General features: G+C 61.1%; 22 protein-coding genes and 1 tRNA gene. 18 read left to right on the forward strand and 5 right to left on the reverse strand.

Annotated features, from left to right (window positions below; genetic code table 11):
* The 6 genes from ACU688_RS14265 (at nt 1) to ACU688_RS14290 (ending at nt 5938) form a co-directional block, all read left to right on the forward strand.
* Entirely contained in the window at nt 1-471 is a 471-nt protein-coding gene (locus tag ACU688_RS14265) for an arsenate reductase ArsC (RefSeq protein WP_448185245.1), read from the forward strand.
* Nucleotides 472-538: 67 nt separating this feature from the next.
* Nucleotides 539-1150: a LysE family transporter gene (locus ACU688_RS14270; RefSeq protein ID WP_448185246.1), complete on the forward strand. Its 612-nt coding sequence runs from the start codon at nt 539-541 to the stop codon at nt 1148-1150.
* A 317-nt stretch (nt 1151-1467) separates the two neighbouring features.
* Nucleotides 1468-1761 (forward strand): hypothetical protein, encoded by a 294-nt coding sequence (locus ACU688_RS14275; RefSeq protein ID WP_448185247.1) that lies wholly within the window; start codon nt 1468-1470, stop codon nt 1759-1761.
* A 223-nt stretch (nt 1762-1984) separates the two neighbouring features.
* Entirely contained in the window at nt 1985-4699 is a 2715-nt protein-coding gene (gene mgtA, locus ACU688_RS14280) for a magnesium-translocating P-type ATPase (protein WP_448185248.1), read from the forward strand.
* Nucleotides 4700-4762: 63 nt separating this feature from the next.
* Nucleotides 4763-5110 carry a DUF2493 domain-containing protein gene (locus tag ACU688_RS14285; RefSeq protein WP_304631438.1) on the forward strand — a complete coding sequence of 116 codons (348 nt, stop codon included), beginning with the start codon at nt 4763-4765 and terminating at the stop codon, nt 5108-5110.
* A gap of 18 nt (nt 5111-5128) precedes the next feature.
* On the forward strand, nt 5129-5938 hold the full coding sequence (locus ACU688_RS14290; RefSeq protein ID WP_448185249.1) for a PA4824 family protein: 810 nt from the start codon (nt 5129-5131) through the stop codon (nt 5936-5938).
* Here ACU688_RS14290 and ACU688_RS14295 read toward each other — a convergent pair.
* Complete coding sequence (locus ACU688_RS14295; protein ID WP_448185250.1) at nt 5935-6624, reverse strand: DUF533 domain-containing protein; 690 nt, start codon at nt 6622-6624, stop codon at nt 5935-5937. The two genes, ACU688_RS14290 and ACU688_RS14295, sit on opposite strands and share 4 nt — an antisense overlap.
* Nucleotides 6625-6749: 125 nt before the next feature.
* On the opposite strand from ACU688_RS14295, the gene ACU688_RS14300 reads away from it, so the two are divergent.
* Nucleotides 6750-7277, forward strand: coding sequence for a DinB family protein (locus tag ACU688_RS14300; protein WP_448185251.1), 528 nt, complete (start codon nt 6750-6752; stop codon nt 7275-7277).
* A 2-nt stretch (nt 7278-7279) separates the two neighbouring features.
* Here ACU688_RS14300 and ACU688_RS14305 read toward each other — a convergent pair whose 3' ends face one another.
* A complete protein-coding gene (locus ACU688_RS14305) occupies nt 7280-7738 on the reverse strand; it encodes a GFA family protein (protein ID WP_448185252.1) in 459 nt (152 codons plus the stop codon).
* Nucleotides 7739-7872: 134 nt separating this feature from the next.
* Between ACU688_RS14305 and ACU688_RS14310 the strand changes: the two genes are divergently transcribed.
* The 3 genes from ACU688_RS14310 (at nt 7873) to ACU688_RS14320 (ending at nt 8989) form a co-directional block, all read left to right on the forward strand.
* Nucleotides 7873-8154 (forward strand): hypothetical protein, encoded by a 282-nt coding sequence (locus ACU688_RS14310; protein ID WP_448185253.1) that lies wholly within the window; start codon nt 7873-7875, stop codon nt 8152-8154.
* A gap of 182 nt (nt 8155-8336) precedes the next feature.
* Nucleotides 8337-8423: transfer RNA gene (locus tag ACU688_RS14315), tRNA-Leu, on the forward strand.
* Nucleotides 8424-8629: 206 nt separating this feature from the next.
* A complete protein-coding gene (locus ACU688_RS14320) occupies nt 8630-8989 on the forward strand; it encodes a helix-turn-helix domain-containing protein (RefSeq protein ID WP_448185254.1) in 360 nt (119 codons plus the stop codon).
* Nucleotides 8990-9029: 40 nt separating this feature from the next.
* On the opposite strand, the gene ACU688_RS14325 is transcribed toward ACU688_RS14320, so the two are convergent.
* Nucleotides 9030-9593: an Imm30 family immunity protein gene (locus ACU688_RS14325; protein ID WP_448185255.1), complete on the reverse strand. Its 564-nt coding sequence runs from the start codon at nt 9591-9593 to the stop codon at nt 9030-9032.
* 11 nt (nt 9594-9604) lie between these two features.
* Nucleotides 9605-10027 (reverse strand): homoprotocatechuate degradation operon regulator HpaR, encoded by a 423-nt coding sequence (gene hpaR / locus ACU688_RS14330; protein ID WP_207043026.1) that lies wholly within the window; start codon nt 10025-10027, stop codon nt 9605-9607.
* Between the two features lie 205 nt (nt 10028-10232).
* On the opposite strand from hpaR, the gene ACU688_RS14335 reads away from it, so the two are divergent.
* The gene (locus ACU688_RS14335) at nt 10233-11489 is read left to right on the forward strand and encodes an OprD family porin (RefSeq protein ID WP_448185256.1); all 1257 of its coding nucleotides are present in this window, start codon (nt 10233-10235) and stop codon (nt 11487-11489) included.
* A 148-nt stretch (nt 11490-11637) separates the two neighbouring features.
* On the opposite strand, the gene hpaA is transcribed toward ACU688_RS14335, so the two are convergent.
* Nucleotides 11638-12540 carry a 4-hydroxyphenylacetate catabolism regulatory protein HpaA gene (gene hpaA, locus ACU688_RS14340; RefSeq protein WP_448185257.1) on the reverse strand — a complete coding sequence of 301 codons (903 nt, stop codon included), beginning with the start codon at nt 12538-12540 and terminating at the stop codon, nt 11638-11640.
* 176 nt (nt 12541-12716) lie between these two features.
* Between hpaA and ACU688_RS14345 the strand changes: the two genes are divergently transcribed.
* The 7 genes from ACU688_RS14345 (at nt 12717) to hpaH (ending at nt 19266) form a co-directional block, all read left to right on the forward strand.
* Entirely contained in the window at nt 12717-13391 is a 675-nt protein-coding gene (locus ACU688_RS14345; RefSeq protein WP_448185258.1) for a fumarylacetoacetate hydrolase family protein, read from the forward strand.
* Nucleotides 13388-14188 carry a fumarylacetoacetate hydrolase family protein gene (locus ACU688_RS14350; RefSeq protein ID WP_448185259.1) on the forward strand — a complete coding sequence of 267 codons (801 nt, stop codon included), beginning with the start codon at nt 13388-13390 and terminating at the stop codon, nt 14186-14188. The genes ACU688_RS14345 and ACU688_RS14350 overlap by 4 nt, the downstream gene beginning before the upstream one ends.
* 5 nt (nt 14189-14193) lie before the next feature.
* Entirely contained in the window at nt 14194-15654 is a 1461-nt protein-coding gene (gene hpaE, locus ACU688_RS14355; RefSeq protein WP_124524655.1) for a 5-carboxymethyl-2-hydroxymuconate semialdehyde dehydrogenase, read from the forward strand.
* Between the two features lie 84 nt (nt 15655-15738).
* Entirely contained in the window at nt 15739-16662 is a 924-nt protein-coding gene (gene hpaD, locus ACU688_RS14360) for a 3,4-dihydroxyphenylacetate 2,3-dioxygenase (RefSeq protein WP_448185260.1), read from the forward strand.
* A 16-nt stretch (nt 16663-16678) separates the two neighbouring features.
* Nucleotides 16679-17089 carry a 5-carboxymethyl-2-hydroxymuconate isomerase gene (locus ACU688_RS14365; RefSeq protein WP_448185261.1) on the forward strand — a complete coding sequence of 137 codons (411 nt, stop codon included), beginning with the start codon at nt 16679-16681 and terminating at the stop codon, nt 17087-17089.
* Between the two features lie 56 nt (nt 17090-17145).
* Entirely contained in the window at nt 17146-18450 is a 1305-nt protein-coding gene (locus ACU688_RS14370) for an MFS transporter (protein ID WP_448185262.1), read from the forward strand.
* Nucleotides 18451-18462: 12 nt separating this feature from the next.
* On the forward strand, nt 18463-19266 hold the full coding sequence (hpaH, locus tag ACU688_RS14375) for a 2-oxo-hept-4-ene-1,7-dioate hydratase (RefSeq protein WP_448185263.1): 804 nt from the start codon (nt 18463-18465) through the stop codon (nt 19264-19266).
* The last annotated feature ends 8 nt before the right edge of the window (nt 19267-19274 follow it).

Here is a 19274-nt window from a genome sequence, read left to right on the forward strand (position 1 = left end):
ATGAAAGTCCTGTTCATGTGTACCGCCAACAGTTGCCGCAGCATTTTGTCTGAGGCGGTGTTCAACCACCTGGCGCCAGAGGGTTTCGAGGCCATCAGTTCCGGCAGCTTCCCCAAGGGCCAGGTCTTGCCGCGCAGCCTGACGACGCTGGCGGCCGCCGGTATCAACACCGACGGCTTGTACAGCAAAGGCAATGACGCGTTTGAAGGCAGCCCGCCGGATCTGGTGATCACCGTGTGCGACAAGGCCGCCGGCGAAGCCTGCCCGGTGTATTTCGGGCCGGCCGTGAAGGCGCATTGGGGGCTGGAAGACCCGTCTGAGGTGGACGGGGACGAAGCGATGCTCGACGCCGCCTTTCACGCCACGTTGGAAACCATCGAAAGCCGCTGCCGGGCGTTTTTCGCACTGCCGTTTGCGCGTCTTGGCGCTGCTGAGTTGCAGGCTGAACTTGAACGAATCGCGCTGTTGTAAGCGCAAAAACTAGAACTGCCCGCCCCAATCTGGCTATGCTCGTGCCCTTTCTCGAAAGGACGCGGGCATGCTGACGATCTTCTTTTACGCGCTGGTGTTTGGTTTCGTGTTTTGCCTGTCCCCCGGCGCCGTGCTGGCGGAGACCCTGCGCCGTGGCTTGCTCCAAGGTTTCACCCCGGCGTTGTTGGTACAGATCGGCTCATTGGTGGGCGACGCCGTCTGGGCGGTGATCGGCCTTACCGGCATTGCGCTGCTGATCCAGCATGACGCGGTGCGCGTGCCGCTGACCGTGGCCTGCGCGCTGTACCTGGGCTGGCTCGGCGTGCGCAGCCTGTTGGATGCGTGGAATCTGCCGCAAGCCGACAGCGCACCGGCCAGTTCGGCGAAGAATGCCTTGGCAGTGGGCGCGACCATTTCCCTGGCCAACCCGAAAAACATCGTCTACTGGGGCGCCTTGGGCAGTGCACTGTCGGGCATCGTCGGCGCCACGCCGAGCCATGGGCAGACGCTGATGTTTTTTGCCGGGTTCATGCTGGCGTCGGTACTGTCGTGTTTTCTGATCGCCGGCTTGGTGAACCTGTTGCGCCAGAACGCATCGCCCACTTGGCAACGCATCAGTTACGGTGCCTGTGGTTTGGTATTGCTCTATCTGGCCGTACTCGCGGCCCAGGGCATTTGAAGTTATATATCGAGTAACTTCCAAGTGCCTCTTGTCTGAATGAACTCTGAACAACGGGTAATTTAATTAATCATCCGTTGACATTTTGTAACTGCCTGAGTAGATTGCCCGTGCCCGCAACTGGGGCCTTTTTTAAACCTCACAAAAGAAGCCAATGGACACAGTATCTAGTCGCTGTCCGAGCACCGCGTTTGCGGGCATCGGGCGCCCAACCCAGAATATGACAGGACTCGTTTTCCGGTCCGGTAAGCTGCGCTAGAGCTCGATGCTCCACCGTAACTGCCTCACCGGTCGCCCGTCCGGTCCCGAGGTGTGTTATGACCTTCCAAGCCTTTGTTTTACATGATATTCGCACGCTAGCCGCAGCCCTGCGCGCCAAGCTGTGCCGTGAGCCGGTGGGGTTTTCCCCGACCCGCTCAGCCTTTGCCACACCCTCCCCTCAAGTGCGCCCGGCTCACCCGCTGGCGCATTGGCGTATCTGCCCGCAAAGCGGCCAACTGGTGCAGCACTGGGATCACGCCGACCCGCAGGACCCACAGAGACCGAAGGTTTCCAGCCTGGCACAAGCTGGCCTGCTGCTCGGTTTCTACCTGAGCGCGCGCGCCGCTTAATCCTGCTGGAAACAGCAACTAACTGATCAATAGCCTGGAGTTCTCTATGAACTATTCCAGTTGTAATTCGCTGCGCGCTATTTAACTAACGCGGCAACAAAAAGTTATTAAGACATTCTATTGAACCGATCGCGAAGTCCGCGGCTCGGCATGCTTTCGCTCGCCTGTCAGCAGGTAAGTACCGGGTATGTTTTGTCGAGAATTGGCGACAGGAGTACACACCATGAGCGCCGTAAAAAACACGCCACTGCACAAGAAAACCACCACCGACGCCGACACCAAATTGTCGATGCGCGCCGCCCGCGAAGCCCACAACGGCCTGTCGGCCACCCTGGCCAACGTGCGTGCCACCCAGGATGGCCTGACAGAGCTGGACGCCGCTGCACGCCTGCACCGGGAAGGCTACAACGAAGTCGCCCATGACAAGCCGCCACACGCCATCGTGCAGTTCCTGCAAGCGCTGAACAACCCGTTCATCTACGTGCTGCTGACCTTGGCCGGCATCAGTTTTGTCACCGACTATTGGCTGCCGCTGCAAGCTGGTGAAGAAGTCGACCTGACCAAAGTGATCATCATCATGACTATGGTCCTGCTCAGCAGCCTGCTGCGCTTCTGGCAGGAACACCGCTCGGCGAAATCCGCCGAAGCCTTGAAAGCCATGGTGCGCACCACCGCCACCGTGCTGCGTCGTGAACAAGTCGGCGCCCAGCCAACCCTGCGCGAAGTACCGATGCGCGACCTGGTGGCCGGCGACATCGTGCAGCTATCCGCCGGCGATATGATCCCGGCGGACATCCGCCTGATCGAGTCCCGCGACCTGTTCATCAGCCAGGCAGTGCTCACTGGCGAAGCCTTGCCGGTGGAAAAATACGACACCCTCGGCGACGTCACGCAAAAATCCGCCGCGCCGCCGGCCGCCGACCAAGGCAACCTGCTGGACTTGCCGAACATCTGCTTCATGGGCACCAACGTTGTCAGCGGCCGGGCCAAGGCCGTGGTGGTGGCCACTGGGCCACGCACCTACTTTGGCTCGCTGGCCAAGGCGATTGTCGGCTCGCGGGTGCAGACCGCGTTCGACCGTGGGGTCAACAGCGTCAGTTGGCTGCTGATCCGCTTCATGCTGGTGATGGTGCCGATCGTGTTCCTGCTCAACGGTTTCTCCAAGGGTGACTGGGGCGATGCGTTCCTGTTCGCCCTGGCGGTTGCCGTCGGCCTCACCCCGGAAATGCTGCCGATGATCGTCAGCGCCAACCTGGCCAAGGGCGCCACGGCGATGGCCAAGCGCAAAGTGGTGGTCAAGCGCCTCAACGCGATCCAGAACTTCGGTTCGATGGACGTGCTGTGCACCGACAAGACCGGCACCCTGACCCAGGACAAGATCATCCTCGAACATCACGTCAACGCCTTTGGCCAGCGCGATGACGCAGTCCTGTCCCTGGCGTGGCTCAACAGCCATCACCAAAGCGGCATGAAAAACCTGATGGACCAGGCCGTGGTGCAGTTCTCGGAGCAAAATCCCAAGTTCCAGGTGCCATTTGCCTACAGCAAGGTTGATGAATTGCCCTTCGACTTTGTGCGCCGTCGCCTGTCCATCGTGGTCAAGGATGCCGCCGATGATCAGTTGCTGGTGTGCAAGGGCGCCGTGGAGGAGATGCTGAGCATTTCCACCCATGTGATGGAAGGCGGCGACGCCGTACCGCTGGATGAGCGCCGCCGCAACGAGTTGCTGGCACTGGCCAACGACTACAACGAAGACGGTTTCCGCGTGCTGGTTGTTGCCACGCGCAACATTCCCAAGGCCCTGGCCCGCCAGCAATACACCACCGCCGATGAACGTAACCTGGTGATCCAGGGCTTCCTGACCTTCCTCGATCCACCGAAGGAAACCGCAGGCCCGGCGATTGCCGCGCTGCAACAAATCGGCGTAGCGGTAAAAGTGCTGACCGGCGACAACGCCGTGGTCACCAGCAAGATCTGCCGCCAGGTCGGCCTGGAACCCGGCCAGCCACTGCTCGGCGCAGAAATCGAAGCGATGGACGACGCCACCCTGCTGCGCCGCGTGGAAGAACGCACGGTATTCGCCAAGCTGACCCCGTTGCAGAAATCCCGGGTGCTCAAGGCCCTGCAAGCCAACGGCCACACGGTGGGCTTCCTCGGTGACGGCATCAACGATGCACCGGCACTGCGTGACGCCGACGTGGGCATCTCGGTGGACAGCGGCACCGACATCGCCAAGGAATCGGCCGACATCATCCTCCTGGAAAAGAGCCTGATGGTGCTGGAAGAAGGCGTGCTCAAAGGCCGCGAAACCTTCGGCAACATCATGAAGTACCTGAACATGACCGCCAGTTCCAACTTCGGCAACGTGTTCTCAGTGCTGGTGGCCAGTGCGTTTATCCCGTTCATGCCAATGCTGGCAATTCACCTTCTGCTGCAAAACCTCATGTACGACATCTCCCAGCTGGCCCTGCCGTGGGACAAGATGGACAAGGAATACCTGGCCAAGCCACGCAAGTGGGATGCGAAAAACATCGGCCGCTTCATGATCTGGATCGGGCCGACCTCGTCGATCTTCGACATCACCACCTTTGCACTGATGTGGTACGTGTTCAGCGCCAACAGTGTGGAGATGCAGACCCTGTTCCAGTCCGGCTGGTTTATCGAGGGGCTGCTCTCGCAAACCCTGGTGGTGCACATGTTGCGCACCCGCAAGATCCCGTTCTTCCAAAGCACCGCCGCATGGCCGGTATTGATGATGACCTGCGTGGTGATCGCGCTGGGGATCTACGTGCCGTTCTCGCCGCTGGGCACCCTGGTCGGCTTGCAACCGCTGCCGCTGGCGTACTTCCCATGGCTGGTGGGCACCCTGCTCAGCTACTGCTGCGTGGCGCAACTGATGAAAACGATCTACATCCGCCGCTTCAAGCAGTGGTACTGATCCCCCCGCCGTTCAAACGGTGGCGGTCGCCCGGCCGTCACCGTGCATCACAAGGATTCGAATATGCGCGTCTTGATCTGTGCAGGTCGTCATTACGCCGACACCAAGAAGTCCCGCCAAGTGCTGGACGCTTACCACCGCCTGCGCCCGGTGCAGGTATTGATCCACGGCGGCAACCAGTTCCTTGGCAGCGACGTCGAGGAATGGGCCCGGGAACTGGGCATCGACGTGGTGCGCTACCCGCCCAACTGGCAACGCCACGGCAAACAGGCGGAGCGCCAGCGCAACCATTTCATGCTGACCGACAGCCGGCCCGACGTGGTCATCGCCCTGCCGGGTGGTGACGACACGTCGGAGCTGGTCTGCCAGGCCAAAGCCAGCGGCATTTCGGTGCTGACCGTAGAAAGCTGAATTCACGCGAGGTGCATCATGCACAACAAACACACGCCGCAACGCCCGGATGGGTTTGCCAAATACCGTGCGCGTCACTATCGCGGCGCGCGCCACACCTTGTTGCTGCTACCACCAGCGAAGCGCCGTGCACTGCGGCGTAACCTGGTTTTTATCGGCTTGACCCTGGCCGTGCTGTTGCTGATAGCGCTGCTGTCCAAGGCCCATGCCGCCGGTGGTGCCTACGTAGTCGACGATGGCGCAATCAATGCGCCGGGCACCTGCAACGTGGACGCCTGGTTCAGCGCCAACCGCCACGAGGGCAGCAGCCACAGCGAAACGCTGTCGCCCGCATGCACCTTCAGTGCCTTGCCCTCCGTGCAATGGGGCGCAGCCCTCTCGCGGGCGGGCGGCGAAAGCCAGGTCAGCCCGCAACTCAAGGCGCAGGTGCTGTCGCGGGAAGACTTGGGGTTGGAGATGGCCGTGGCCGCCGGGGCGCACGTTGCGCTGGATCGTCGGCACGCCTTTGATGGGGCGGACCTGAACGTTCCGTTGACCTGGCAGCCCTTGCAGGCGCTGCGCCTGAACCTGAATGCGGGCTGGACCCACGCTTACGATGATGGCGAGCAAAACCACCGCCTGACCTGGGGCAGCGGCTTCGAGTATCAACTGGCGCCCGCCCTCACGCTGATCGGCGAGCGCTACGGCCAGCGCGGCGGCGACCAGGCCTGGCAAGCCGGTCCGCGCCTGCACCTGGGCGAGTTTGTCGATGTGGACCTGATCGTCGGGCGCAGCCTGAGCGGTGACCGTGATCAATGGCTGACCACCGGCGCCACGTTGCGCTTCTAGGCTTTGGCCTGTTGCTCCAGGTGCAGCTGCAACTGCGGATCGAGTTGCAGTTGCGCCGCCAGATCATCCAGGTAATTGCGTTCAGCGTCCTGCTGGTCGTCCACCAGTAGCACGCTGGCCAGATACACCTCGGCAGCCACCGCCGGGTCGCCGGCAAACTCGGCGAAATCCGTGGCATCCAGCGGCTTGGCGACTTCGGCGTCGAGCCACTGTTGCAACTGCGGGTCATCGGTGTGCTGGCGCAGCTCGTTGGAAATCATCTGCTGCTCTTTTTCATCAATGCGCCCATCGGCCTTGGCAGCGGCGATCAGGGCACGCAATACCGCATGGCTATGGGCTTCGGCCTCGGGGCCGTCAAGCTGGTCCGCCGTCTGGAAAGCGGCTTGCGGTTGGCTGGCCTGCTGGCTCTGCCAGGCCTGATACGCCTGGAAGGCCATCATGCCCAGCGATGCCAGTGCCGCGTAATTCATCCCGCCAGTGCGCCCTTGCGCAGGACGTGCAGCCCCGCCGCCCAACAGGCCGCCGAGCCCGCCCAGCAACCCGCCTAAACCGCCGCCCGCCGAGGCATTGCCGGTGCTGGTGCCTTTCAATAAACCGCCGAGCAACCCGCCCAGGCCATTGCCCGAGCCACCGCCGCCGGATTGTCCGGAGCGCAGGAGTTGTTCCAGTAGATCGCTGGTGTTCATGCTGTGACCCTCCGAGGGCGCACTGTTGGCGTCTAACAACCATAGCCCGTGCCTGCCGGAACACCATGACCGCCGGGCGGGCGCGGCTTATGATGGCGCCACCCCGCTTTCGAGAGAGCAACCCCGTGAACCGGATCGAACACATCACGCTGATGGCAAGCTACAACCAGTGGATGAACAAAAAGGTGTATGACGCTGCCAGCCACCTCACGGACGCGCAACTGCTGGAGGATCGGCGAGCCTTTTTCGGCTCGATCCTCGGCACGCTGAACCACCTGGCCCTCGGCGATACGGTGTGGCTCAAGCGCTTTGCCCAACACCCGGCGGGTTATTTGGCGCTGGCGCCGCTGGACGCTATCGCCATGCCAGCCGATCTGAGACAATTGGCCTTCACCGACCTGCGCTCACTCGCCGCCTATCGCGCCTGGCTGGATCGATTGATCATCGACTGGGTCAACACCCTGCAAACGCCCGAACTTGAGCACCGCTTGCACTACCACAACATGCGCGGCGTCGCGGCCAACAAGGACTTTTTCAGCCTGTTGCTGCACTTCTTCAACCACCAGACCCACCATCGCGGCCAAGTGACCACACTGTTGAGCCAGGCCGGTGTGGATGTGGGCGACACCGACCTGCTGGCCTTGATTGACTGAACTCAGCGCGCGGTGAACTCAGCGTAGGCCTGTAACAACCGCGGGAACGCCTCCGGCTGCGGCAATTGCGCAAAGCTTTCGACGGCTGGGGTGGTGACCCAGGCGAGTTTTTCCTGGGTCCAGGTTTCCATGAAGGGCACGTAGTCGCTGGCGTTATCCAGCAAGGTGGCGCGCACATTGACGAACTCATCGATGCCATGGGGGCGCGTAAACAACCAGCTCATGCAATGGGGGCAAAAGTAGTGACGGTCCACCCCATGCAAGCCGCCGATGACTGGGCAGCCAGCGGTGACAGTGAAGCCGCTCGCCGGTATCAAGGCACTGAGGGAGAACGCGCTGGAGGACATTTTCTGGCAACCGGCGCAGTGGCACGCCATGGTGATCACCGGGGCCACGCTGACACTGAAACGCACGCGATTGCAGCGGCAACTGCCCTCGTGTGGCAGGGTTTCGACGCTCATCATTGCTTCCTTTTTATGATTGGGTGCGCGGCAGCGTACCAAACTAAAGCGAACGCGGCTGTACAGGCGGGGTCACAACGTTGAGGCACCGGGAAAAGCCTTCCCACCCTCACCGATAAGAAGGAGATGCTCATATGGTCATTCACTTCAAGGTCGCCGGCCATCTTGCCTGCGGCCACCACGGCACCAACCTCCCCTCCAGCACCGAGCTGAACCGGGTCAAGTGCCGTACCTGCCGTAACACCGATGCGTACAAAGAAGCGCGCCGCACCCAACGCAACGCGGCCCGCCGTAGCGCCCGCCGCGCTAAAACCCAAACCGCCGGCGACTGGCGCAGCGCGTGGGCCCAACGCCTCACCGACTTGCCCGGCTTGCAGCGTTTGCCACGGGGCTTCAGTGGCCAGCCATTCGTGTAATGCCAATGTGGCGCTGCCTGCGCGGGCGCCGCTCAACTCCTCTGAATCACGCCACGAATCTTTTGTAGATCACTGATCTACCGAGCTTTTTCCTGCACGCATGAGCACTATAAAGGTGCTATTCGAACTTGCACCGAAGCGCCTGGGCCTATATATTCCCAACCCTGCTGCACCGCGCTACCGCCCGAATGGCGAAACTGGTAGACGCATGGGACTTAAAATCCCCCGCTCGTAAGGGCGTCCCGGTTCGATTCCGGGTTCGGGCACCATATATATCAAGGGCTTGCGTGATTAACTTCATGCAGGCCCTTAGTGTTTCTGTTCCGCAATTTCTGAAGCTGTTCCGCAATTCCTGCCTTCCGGCGTCCTGCCGACTGTACACAAAACCCAAAATTGATACAGCTCGTCGCCTCAAATCGCGTCACGCTCAAACCTATATTACTGTATGCACATACAGCATTCGGATTTACCCACCATGAACATCGATGAAGACACCTGCGAATGGCTCGGCCTCCCCTCGCCCCTGGAAATGTACCAACAGCATTGCCTGCTGCTGGAGAACGAAATCCAGGAGTTGAACCTGCTGCTGAGCAAAGCTCGCGCCGACATCTTTGGCCTGGTATCGATGCTGGCCGAGGCCCAGGCCAAGAAAGACGAGTTCGCCGGCTACCTTCGCCTGGCGAGCCAGTGGCTGACCCTGGAAAGGCTGCCGATTGAAGAGGTGGCGCAGCGTTTGGGTTACACATCGCAGGCTGCTTTCAGTCGTGCATTCAAACGTATTACGGGTAAGACACCGGGATTGAGTCGTAAGGTGAGGCAGGCCGCTGTTGGTTGAAACAGAGCGCATGTAGTCGATGATCATGCGGCCATAGGAACTAAGTGCGAGCAGCCAGCAGAACGTCCATCGTCTTACCCATAAATTCTGGGCTTCTTTCATTTATCTGACGTGCAATACATGCCACCGCCGTCTGGGTTGGCTTGTCTGACTTGCGCAACGCTCCAACAATGATTTCGCGTGCGGGGTCACTGTTCAAAACGCGAAGCAAAATAATGGAGGCCCACTCAGGATTGCTTGCGGCGATCGCGGGAAAGACCGCAAGCAAATCCGCGACATACGCATCCAGCGGCGCAGCTTCTGCCGTGTGGATAATGGAAAACATGCATTCATGATGAGGGCAGCCATCATCTAAAAGCGGTAGAAGGAATTTTGCCGCAGAGGGTTCGCCAAGTTGGCTTAATTCAAAAACTTCCTGATCAACCAATCTCACCATATCCGCGGGCCTGTTTGAAATTAGGCCTATCAGCCGATCAATTTTTTGTACAAAGGTGTTTGACGGCATCCATCCAGCCTCTTTAATACTTCTGGGCATTTGACCTGAAAACCTGTGACAGCCCCCCCTTATAAAACCGTCAATCAAGCCCCGGGTTTTGCTGATCAAACACTGCCACCTCAAGGCTTGATCTTTTTCAGCTCGCCCAGCAACTCAAGCAACTGCTGCATGTTGTCTTCGCCGAATTGGCGCTGGATCTCCAGATAGCCACGCTCCATGCCCTCGCTCATCGACAGAAAGCACTGGTGCCCCTGCACCGTCAGGCTGAGAAAAATACGCCGCTGATCCTCGCTGGATTTGCGCCGTGTCACCAAACCATCGCGCTCAAGGCGTTTCAAGACGCCGCTCATGCTGGGCTTGAGAATGCACGCCTGATTGGCCAGCTGGTGGCTTTCCAGTTCGCCCTGCTGGCGCAGGATGCGGATTACGCGCCATTGCTGCTCGGTCAGGTCATGTTCGTTGAGCCCTGGACGAAAGAAGGCCATTGCGGCCTCGCGTGCCTGGAGCAGTGTGAGGGTCAGAGAAGGTCTGGGATTGGCCATGTCGTGCGCGCGCTGTGGAAGAACAGTGAGATTAAGGTCGACAGCCCTCCGGTGCAACCGCCGGGCAGATTGCGTGTCGCCTCAACCGCACGAAGTGTTGCAGGAAGGCTTTGCTTTTTTATGTTATCGATAATATGTTAACGACACAAAGAGGCACCCATAGCTCCTGCCAACGATCCCAATAAAAACAACAAGGAATCACCCCATGCGCGTCAGCACCCGCAGTGCTCTGGCCTCTCTGAGCCTGTGCACCACCGCCCTCCCGTTCCACGCCTTTGCCGACTTTATCCAGGACAGCAAAGCCACGCTGGAAACCCGCAACTACTACTTCAACCGCGACTATCGCCAAGCCAATGCGCCGCAAAGCCAGGCTACTGAATGGGCCCAGGGCCTGGTCTTGCGTTACGAGTCCGGCTTTACCGACGGCACACTGGGCTTTGGCCTGGATGCACTGGGCCAGCTGGGGCTCAAGCTGGACTCAAGCCCGGACCGCCACGGCACCGGCCTGTTGCCCTACGGCGCCAGTGGCCGGGCTGCCGACAGCTACAGCGAGCTGGGGCTGACCGGCAAAGTGCGCTTGTCGCAGACCGTGCTGAAAGTGGGCACCCTGCAACCGCAACTGCCGGTGGCCGCGTTCAACGACACGCGCCTGCTGCCCTCCACCTACAGCGGCGAACTGATCACCTCCAAGGAATTCGACGGTTTGACCGTGAACCTGGGCCGCCTGGAGCAACAGAACCTGCGGGACTCCAGCAGCAACGATTCCATGAGCTACGCTGGCGTCAACACCCGCTACCTGGACCTGGCCGGCGGCAGTTATGCGCTGACCCCCACGCTCACCGCGAGCTACTACCACGCGCGTATGAAGGACATCTACAGCCAGGACTTCGCCGGTTTCACCCATGACATGCCCCTGGGCGGCGGGGTCAGCCTGCGCTCGGACCTGCGCTATTTCGTCACCCGTGAAGACGGCGACCACCGCCTGCGCGCCGCCACCCGCGTGGATGGCGGCCGGATCAACAATCGGTTTTTCAACGGCATGGAAAGCTTGAGCATCGGCGGTCATCGACTCGGCGTGGGGTACCAGAACCTGTCGGGGCAAGGTGATTTTGCCTACCCGGGCCTTGACCCCTACTCCGTCAACCTGGTCACGATCAACGTCTTCACCAAAGCCGAAACCGACGCCTGGCAGCTGCGCTATGACTACAACTTCGCCGCCATGGGCCTGCCGGGGCTGACCTTCATGACCCGTTACGTCAGCGGCTCCCACATCGACACAAACCGCGTCAGTGGCGGCACCGAGCGCGAGCGGGACACCGACCTGAGCTATGTGGTGCAGAGTGGCACGTTCAAGAACCTGAACATCCGCCTGCGCAATGCCACGTTGCGCTCCGGCGGCGGCTTGACCACCGACATCGACGAAACCCGACTGATCGTGGGCTACAACCTGTCGCTGTTCTAACGCCGTGAAAAGTGCAATCGAACCACCGTAAAGCGCATGTCCGTGCCGCGTAAAATCCATCAGCATGGGTCTCTCTTTCTTCAGCCGCGCCCTGCGCGGTTTTTTTTTCGCAGCCGTTGGATGAAGACGGAACAGACCGATGCTGGCGCTAGCGCAAACCCGCCTGACGTTGCCGATACTCCCCCGGGGTCATCTGCGCGTAGCGCTGGAAAAAACGACTGAAGTAAGCCGGGTCCTTGAAGCCCAGCTGATAGCAGATTTCGTTGGCCGAGCCCCGTGTGAACAGCAACAAGCGCTTGGCTTCCTGCATGACGCGCTCAAGCACCAGGCGCTTGGAGGGCAAGTCGGCGATACGTCGGCACACGTCATTGAGCCTTGCCTCGGTGACGCCTGTGGCCTGCGCATAACGCGCCAGCGTCCAGTGTTCAAGGTAGCGGGCTTCGATCAGCTCGTTGAAGCGATGGAAAATCTGCAAGTCCTCATGGCGCGCGGGTGTCGCCTCCAGGGAATTTGCGCACAGCCGCAGCAGGCTGATCATGATCAGGCGCGTCAGGCTCAACAGCGCCGCGCCGTGGCCTGCCGCCGTGTTGTTCATCTCGACACGCAACTCTTCGAACAAAAACGCCAATCGCCACGCTTCGCCCTGATATTCGGGGGCCAGCCGATCCAGCGCGACGCACGCCGCCGCCAGTTGCGGGCCCGGCGCCAGGCCCGGGTCACTCTCGATCAATTGCCAGACCAGTTGCTGGCGCACCGTCAGCACATGCCCGTCGCTGTCGGCTTCGGTGACGAACGAGTGCGGGATCGTCGGCGGCGTGAGGAAAAACATCGGCCCCGACTCCAGGTATTGCTGGTCATCAAGGTAGACACGCACCGCACCGCTTTTGACGTAGTGCACCTGGAAAAAACGGTCGTGCCGATGCACCGGCATATTGCGCCCGAAAAAGCCGGCGAGGTTGCCCAGCTTGTCGTAGTGCACCTCGCTGTCGCTGTAGCGCTGGTCGTAGACCTGCCCGATGTTGATGTTGGGAATCGGGTGACGATCGTTCATCTGTCTTTACTCATTATTTTTGTCGGTATCGCCTGCAGCGCCGCTCATGGTGCGCCTGCAAAAAGACTTTCGCCACTGGCACAGGCCTTGACGATCGTTAACATCTTAATTATAACGTTAACACATTAACAATTGAGGCGAGGCCAACCGCGCCCCGCCCCTGCCAGGAGAAAAGCATGAGCCGTGCCTTGCATGACGCTGCGACCGGCACCCTGTTCGGTGTTGCACTGAACTACCAGGGTCTGGTTGATCTGCATCTCGCTCAATTCCACGAAGCGCCGTACAAACAGCCGCCCGTCAAACCGGTGTTGTTTATCAAGACGCCCAATACGCGCAACGGCCATGATCAGGCAGTGATTTACCCTGCGGGCGTGCAACACCTGCAGCCCGGCCCGGCGCTGGGCGTGGTGATCGGCAAAGACGCCAGTCGCGTCAGTGAGGCACAGGCCCTCGACTACGTGGCCGGCTACACCATCGTCAACGAATTCAGCCTGCCGGAAGACAGCTACTACCGCCCGGCGGTCAAGGCCAAATGCCGAGACGGTTTTTGCGCGATCGGCCCCGCGTTGATTCCCCGCGACCAGGTTAAAGAACCCCACGACCTAAGCCTGAAGCTGTTGGTCAACGGCGAACTGCGCCAGGAAAACTCCACGGCCAACTTCGTGCGCAGCCTCCCGCAACTGATTGCCGAAATCACTGAATTCATGACCCTGCACGAAGGTGACGTGCTGATCACCGGCACCCCGGAAGGCCGCGTCGACGTACTGCCGGGTGATCGGGTTGAAGTGCAGATCAGCGGCCTGGGCAGCCTGGTCAACCACATCGTCGCCGAGCAGGAGGCCGCTGTATGAGACACGCACGTATCCGTTTTGAAGGCGCCATACATAACGCAACCGTGGAAGGCGACGACAACACCCTACACCTCGCCGACGGTCGCCGCGTCGCGGCCAGCGCCGTCGAGTGGCTGCCGCCTGCCACCGGCAGCATGTTCGCCCTGGGTTTGAACTACGCCGACCACGCGGCGGAGCTGGCCTTCGCGCCACCGACCGAACCCCTCGCCTTTGTTAAGTCCGTGGGCACCTACACCGGCCACGAGCAGATCACCTGGCGCCCGGACAACGTCGCCTACATGCACTACGAGTGCGAGTTGGTGGCGGTAATCGGCAAACCTGCACGCAACGTCAAGCGTGAGGATGCGCTGGACTACCTGGCCGGCTACACCGTGTGCAACGACTACGCGATCCGCGACTACCTGGAAAACTACTACCGCCCCAACCTGCGCGTGAAAAACCGCGACGCCACCACCCCGGTCGGTCCCTGGATCGTCGACGTGGCCGACGTGCCTGACGCCTCGAACCTGAAGCTGCGCACCTGGATCAACGGCGAGCTGCGCCAGGAAGGCAGCACCAAAGACATGATTTTCGACATCCCTTACTTGATCGAATACCTGTCCAGCTTCATGACCCTGCAACCGGGCGACATGATCGCCACCGGCACCCCGGAAGGGCTCGCCGATGTGGTCCCGGGCGATGAAGTGATCGTGGAAGTCGAGGGCGTCGGCCGCCTGGTCAACCGGATTGTCAGCGAAGCCGAATTCTTCAAGCAGCAAACTCTCAAGAACAAAAAGCTCGCTGAGCAAGAGGCGTGAACAGCATGATCAAGCACTGGATTAACGGCCGCGAAGTCGAAAGCAAAGACGTGTTCATCAACTACAACCCCGCCACCGGCGAGGCGATCGGTGAGGTGGCCAGCGGCGGCGCCGAAGAAGTCGCGCAAGCAGTTGCGGCGGCCAAGGAAGCCTTCCCCAAGTGGGCCAACACCCCGGCGGCGCAACGCGCCAAGCTGATGCGCAAACTCGGCGAGCTGATTGAGCAGAACGTGCCGCACCTGGCCGAACTGGAAACCCTGGACACCGGTTTGCCGATCCACCAGACCAAGAACGTGTTGATCCCGCGCGCCTCCCACAACTTCGATTTCTTCGCCGAAGTGTGCACCCGCATGGACGGCCACACCTACCCGGTCGATGACCAGATGCTCAACTACACCCTGTACCAGCCGGTGGGTGTGTGCGCCCTGGTGTCGCCGTGGAACGTGCCGTTCATGACCGCCACCTGGAAGACGGCGCCGTGCCTGGCGCTGGGCAATACCGCCGTATTGAAGATGTCCGAGCTGTCACCGCTGACCGCCAATGAACTGGGGCGCCTGGCCGTCGAGGCCGGCATACCCAATGGCGTGCTCAACATTATCCAGGGCTACGGCGCAACCGCCGGTGATGCGCTGGTACGGCATCCCGATGTGCGCGCCATTTCCTTCACCGGCGGTACGGCCACTGGCAAGAAAATCATGCAGACCGCCGGCCTGAAAAAGTATTCGATGGAGCTGGGCGGCAAATCGCCGGTGGTGATCTTCGAAGATGCCGACCTGGAGCGCGCACTGGACGCAGCGTTATTCACGATTTTCTCGTTGAATGGCGAACGCTGCACCGCCGGCAGCCGGGTGTTCATTCAGGAAAGCGTGTACCCGGCCTTTGTCGCCGAGTTCGCCGCGCGGGCCAAGCGCCTGATCGTCGGTGACCCGCAAGATCCGAAAACCCAAGTCGGCTCGATGATCACCCAGGCCCACTACGACAAAGTCACCGGTTACATCAAGATCGGTATTGAAGAAGGCGCCACCCTGCTGGCTGGCGGCTTGGAGCGCCCGGCCAACCTGCCGGCGCATCTGGCCAAGGGGCAGTTCATCCAGCCCACCGTGTTCGCCGATGTGAACAACAACATGCGCATCGCCCAGGAAGAAATCTTCGGGCCGGTGGTGTGCCTGATCCCCTTCAAGGACGAAGCCGAAGCCTTGCAACTGGCCAACGACACTGAATACGGCCTGGCGTCCTACATCTGGACCCAGGACATCGGCAAGGCCCATCGCCTGGCGCGTGGCATTGAGGCCGGCATGGTGTTCATCAACAGCCAGAACGTGCGTGACCTGCGTCAGCCGTTCGGCGGTGTGAAAGGCTCCGGCACCGGTCGCGAAGGCGGCCAGTACAGCTTCGAGGTGTTCGCCGAGATCAAGAACGTATGCATCTCGATGGGCAGCCACCACATCCCGCGCTGGGGCGTGTAACCGGACCACCGTGTGCGGCGGGCTTCCCTTATATTCATGGAAGCTCGCCGCACAAGCACCCAACAACAAGAAAGGAGCCTCATCATGGGCACGCTGGCATTAGCCGCCAAGATCACCCACGTTCCGTCCATGTACCTCTCTGAGCTGCCCGGCCCACGCCAGGGCTTTCGTCAGGCGGCCATCGACGGCCACTATGAAATCGCCCGCCGCTGCCGCGAACTGGGGGTCGATACCATCGTGGTGTTCGACACGCACTGGCTGGTCAACGCCAATTACCACGTGCTGTGCGGCCCGCATTTCAAGGGCGTGTACACCAGCAATGAACTGCCGCACTTCATCAGCAACATGCCGTACGAGTTCCCCGGCAACACTGAACTGGGGCTGTTGCTTGCTGAGGAATGCAACCGTTTCCAGGTCGAGACCATGGCGCACCACGCCACCACCCTCGGCCCGGAGTACGGCACGCTGGTGCCGATGCGCTACATGAACCAGAACCAGGACTTCAAGGTGATCTCGGTGTCGGCCCTGTGCACCTCGCACTATCTGGCGGACAGCGCGCGCCTGGGCTGGGCCATGCGCAAGGCCGTCGAAGATCACTACGACGGCACGGTGGCGTTCCTCGCCAGTGGCTCGCTGTCGCACCGTTTTGCGCAGAACGGCCAGGCGCCGGATTTTGCCACCAAAGTCTGGAGCCCGTTCCTGGAAACCCTCGATCACCGCGTGGTGAAAATGTGGGAAGACGGCGAGTGGCCGGAGTTCTGCGGCATGCTCCCGGAATACGCGGCCAAAGGCCACGGCGAAGGGTTCATGCATGACACCGCCATGCTCCTCGGCGCGCTGGGCTGGAGTGACTATGACGGCAAGGCCGAAGTGCTGACGCCCTACTTCGGTTCCTCCGGCACAGGGCAGATCAACGTGGTGTTCCCGGTGACGCCACAAGACGGCGCCAACATTCCCCCGGCTCAAGCGGCCAACCCTGGCGCGGTGTTATCCACCAGCCGCCTCTAATCGCAGGAGACTCGACATGCCGCACCTGGTGCTGCTTTACACCCCCGAGCTTGAGCAAGAGACGGACGTTTCTGCGCTGTGCCGTGCCCTGGCCGACACCATGCTGGAACAGCGCGACGAATCCGGCAAAGCCGTGTTCCCCACGGGCGGCACCCGCGTGCTGGCCTACCCGGCGACCCACAGCGCAGTGGCCGACGGCAAGGGCGACTACGGTTTTTGCTACGCCAACCTGCGCATGGGCAGCGGCCGCAGCCACGCCGTGCACCAGGCCGTCGGCGACAGCTTGCTGGCGGTGCTGCGCGCCCACCTGGAACCGATCCTCCAGCGCCGCCCGCTGGGCATCACCCTGCAAATCGATGAAAGCGCGGCGCAGGTCTACGACGCCAAACACAGCAGCCTGCACCCGTTGTTCAACAAATCCAGCTGAGGGCAGCCTGCCGCCCTCCTCCCGTGCCTATCTCATATAAAAAGAAGTACAACATCATGAGCACAGCCAACACTGCCACACAGCCTTTGCGCAACTCGCAAGACAGCACCCACAGCACCATCACCTGGCGGCTCATGCCGCTGTTGCTGGTGTGCTATTTGTTTGCCCACCTGGACCGCATCAACATTGGCTTTGCCAAGATGCAGATGAGTGCCGACCTGCACTTCAGCAACACCGTGTACGGCTTCGGCGCCGGCTTGTTTTTTGTCGCCTATGCCTTGTTTGGCGTGCCCAGCAACCTGGCGCTGGACCGTTTCGGCCCGCGTCGCTGGATCGCGTGCTTGATGGTGGTATGGGGCATCTTGTCCACCAGCATGCTGTTCGTGAACGATGCCACCGGTTTCTACGTACTGCGCTTTTTGCTCGGTGTGGCGGAAGCAGGATTCTTCCCGGGCATTCTGGTGTTTCTCAATCGCTGGTACCCGGCGCGTCGGCGTGCCCAGGTCACTGCACTGTTCGCGATTGCCGTGCCGATGGCCGGGGTGATCGGCGGCCCATTGTCGGGCGGCATCCTTGAGGCCTTCCACGACTTTGGCGGCCTGCGCGGCTGGCAGTGGATGTTCCTGATTGAAGGCGCCCCGGTGGTGCTGCTGGGGCTGGTGGTCCTCAAATGCCTGCCTGACTCTTTTGAAAGCGTGAACTGGCTGACAGATGCGCAAAAAGCCCAGCTGCGTGAGCAACTGCACAGCGAAGAGCAACGCAAAGCCATCACCTCGTTTGCCGGCATCCTCAAAGACACCCAGGTATGGGTCCTGGTGGCGGTGTATTTCGCTGTCATGCTCGCAGTGAACACCCTGGCGTTCTGGATGCCGTCGTTGATCCACGGCGCCGGCATTGGCAGCGATGGCAAGGTCGGCTTGCTGAGCGCCGTGCCGTACCTGGCGGGCTGTTTTTTCATGATTGCCTGCGGGCGTTCCTCGGACCGTAATCGCGAGCGCCGCTGGCACTTGCTGGTGCCGCTGCTGATGTCCGCCGCCGGCATTGCCATCGCCGGCTTGCTGCCACAAAACCCGTTGCTGGTGATGACGGGCTTGATCATCGCCGGCATGGGCGCCAGTGCCGCGTTGCCGATGTTCTGGCAACTGCCTCCGGCGTTCTTATCCAACTCGACCCAAGCGGCGGGCATCGCCCTGATCAGTTCCTTCGGCAGCATTGCGTCGTTCCTGGCGCCGTACCTGATCGGCTGGATGCGCGACAACACCCAAAGCGCCAGCCTGGCCCTGTATGTCCTCGCGGCCTTTATCACCTTGGGCGCCTTGCTGGTGCTGCGCACCCAGGCCGCCATCGTCAATCCACAGTAAGAGACCCTGAACATGCTTCCTTCCAGCGTGATACAGCAAGCCGCCGCACAACTGGACCAGGCCGAACGCTCTGGCGAGCAAGTGCGCCAGTTTTCCCTCGACCACCCCGGCATCACCATCGAAGACGCCTATGCCATTCAACGGGCCTGGGTCGAGAAAAAAATCCAGGATGGCCGCAAGCTCGTCGGCCACAAGATCGGCCTGACCTCGCGCGCGATGCAAGTCTCCTCGAACATCACCGAGCCGGATTACGGCGCGCTGCTGGACGACATGATCTTTGACGAAGGCACCGACATCCCGTTCAGCCGCTTCATCGTGCCCCGGGTCGAAGTGGAGCTGGCCTTTATCCTCGGCAAGCCACTAAAAGGTCCGAACTGCACGATTTTCGACGTGCTGGACGCGACCGAATGGGTCATCCCCGCCCTGGAGATCATCGACGCGCGCATCCAGCAAATCGATCCGCACACCAAGGCCACGCGCAAAGTCTTCGACACCATCTCCGACAACGCGGCCAACGCCGGTGTGGTCATGGGCGGACGCGCGGTGCGCCCGACGGACATCGACCTGCGCAAAGTCCCCGCCGTGCTCTACCGCAACGGCGTGATCGAGGAATCCGGGGTGTCCGCCGCCGTGCTCAACCACCCGGCCAAAGGCGTGGCTTGGCTGGCGAACAAGCTGGCGCCGTATGACGTCACGCTGCAGCCCGGGCAGATCATCCTGGGAGGCTCGTTTACGCGCCCGGTGGCCGCCAATCCCGGCGATACCTTCCATGTCGACTACGACATGCTCGGTTCCATCTCCTGCCGTTTTGTCTGACGAGGAAC

It is taken from the genome of Pseudomonas acericola (SeqCode) (assembly GCF_053456465.1).

What these genes read in the sequence shown, in the direction of transcription:
- ACU688_RS14265 (WP_448185245.1), top strand. Translation starts at nt 1, where the DNA reads ATGAAAGTCCTGTTCATGTGTACCGCCAACAGTTGCCGCAGCATTTTG.
- ACU688_RS14270 (WP_448185246.1), top strand. Translation starts at nt 539, where the DNA reads ATGCTGACGATCTTCTTTTACGCGCTGGTGTTTGGTTTCGTGTTTTGC.
- ACU688_RS14275 (WP_448185247.1), top strand. Translation starts at nt 1,468, where the DNA reads ATGACCTTCCAAGCCTTTGTTTTACATGATATTCGCACGCTAGCCGCA.
- mgtA (WP_448185248.1), top strand. Translation starts at nt 1,985, where the DNA reads ATGAGCGCCGTAAAAAACACGCCACTGCACAAGAAAACCACCACCGAC.
- ACU688_RS14285 (WP_304631438.1), top strand. Translation starts at nt 4,763, where the DNA reads ATGCGCGTCTTGATCTGTGCAGGTCGTCATTACGCCGACACCAAGAAG.
- ACU688_RS14290 (WP_448185249.1), top strand. Translation starts at nt 5,129, where the DNA reads ATGCACAACAAACACACGCCGCAACGCCCGGATGGGTTTGCCAAATAC.
- ACU688_RS14295 (WP_448185250.1), bottom strand. Translation starts at nt 6,624, where the DNA reads ATGAACACCAGCGATCTACTGGAACAACTCCTGCGCTCCGGACAATCC.
- ACU688_RS14305 (WP_448185252.1), bottom strand. Translation starts at nt 7,738, where the DNA reads ATGAGCGTCGAAACCCTGCCACACGAGGGCAGTTGCCGCTGCAATCGC.
- ACU688_RS14310 (WP_448185253.1), top strand. Translation starts at nt 7,873, where the DNA reads ATGGTCATTCACTTCAAGGTCGCCGGCCATCTTGCCTGCGGCCACCAC.
- ACU688_RS14320 (WP_448185254.1), top strand. Translation starts at nt 8,630, where the DNA reads ATGAACATCGATGAAGACACCTGCGAATGGCTCGGCCTCCCCTCGCCC.
- hpaR (WP_207043026.1), bottom strand. Translation starts at nt 10,027, where the DNA reads ATGGCCAATCCCAGACCTTCTCTGACCCTCACACTGCTCCAGGCACGC.
- ACU688_RS14335 (WP_448185256.1), top strand. Translation starts at nt 10,233, where the DNA reads ATGCGCGTCAGCACCCGCAGTGCTCTGGCCTCTCTGAGCCTGTGCACC.
- hpaA (WP_448185257.1), bottom strand. Translation starts at nt 12,540, where the DNA reads ATGAACGATCGTCACCCGATTCCCAACATCAACATCGGGCAGGTCTAC.
- ACU688_RS14345 (WP_448185258.1), top strand. Translation starts at nt 12,717, where the DNA reads ATGAGCCGTGCCTTGCATGACGCTGCGACCGGCACCCTGTTCGGTGTT.
- ACU688_RS14350 (WP_448185259.1), top strand. Translation starts at nt 13,388, where the DNA reads ATGAGACACGCACGTATCCGTTTTGAAGGCGCCATACATAACGCAACC.
- hpaE (WP_124524655.1), top strand. Translation starts at nt 14,194, where the DNA reads ATGATCAAGCACTGGATTAACGGCCGCGAAGTCGAAAGCAAAGACGTG.
- hpaD (WP_448185260.1), top strand. Translation starts at nt 15,739, where the DNA reads ATGGGCACGCTGGCATTAGCCGCCAAGATCACCCACGTTCCGTCCATG.
- ACU688_RS14365 (WP_448185261.1), top strand. Translation starts at nt 16,679, where the DNA reads ATGCCGCACCTGGTGCTGCTTTACACCCCCGAGCTTGAGCAAGAGACG.
- ACU688_RS14370 (WP_448185262.1), top strand. Translation starts at nt 17,146, where the DNA reads ATGAGCACAGCCAACACTGCCACACAGCCTTTGCGCAACTCGCAAGAC.
- hpaH (WP_448185263.1), top strand. Translation starts at nt 18,463, where the DNA reads ATGCTTCCTTCCAGCGTGATACAGCAAGCCGCCGCACAACTGGACCAG.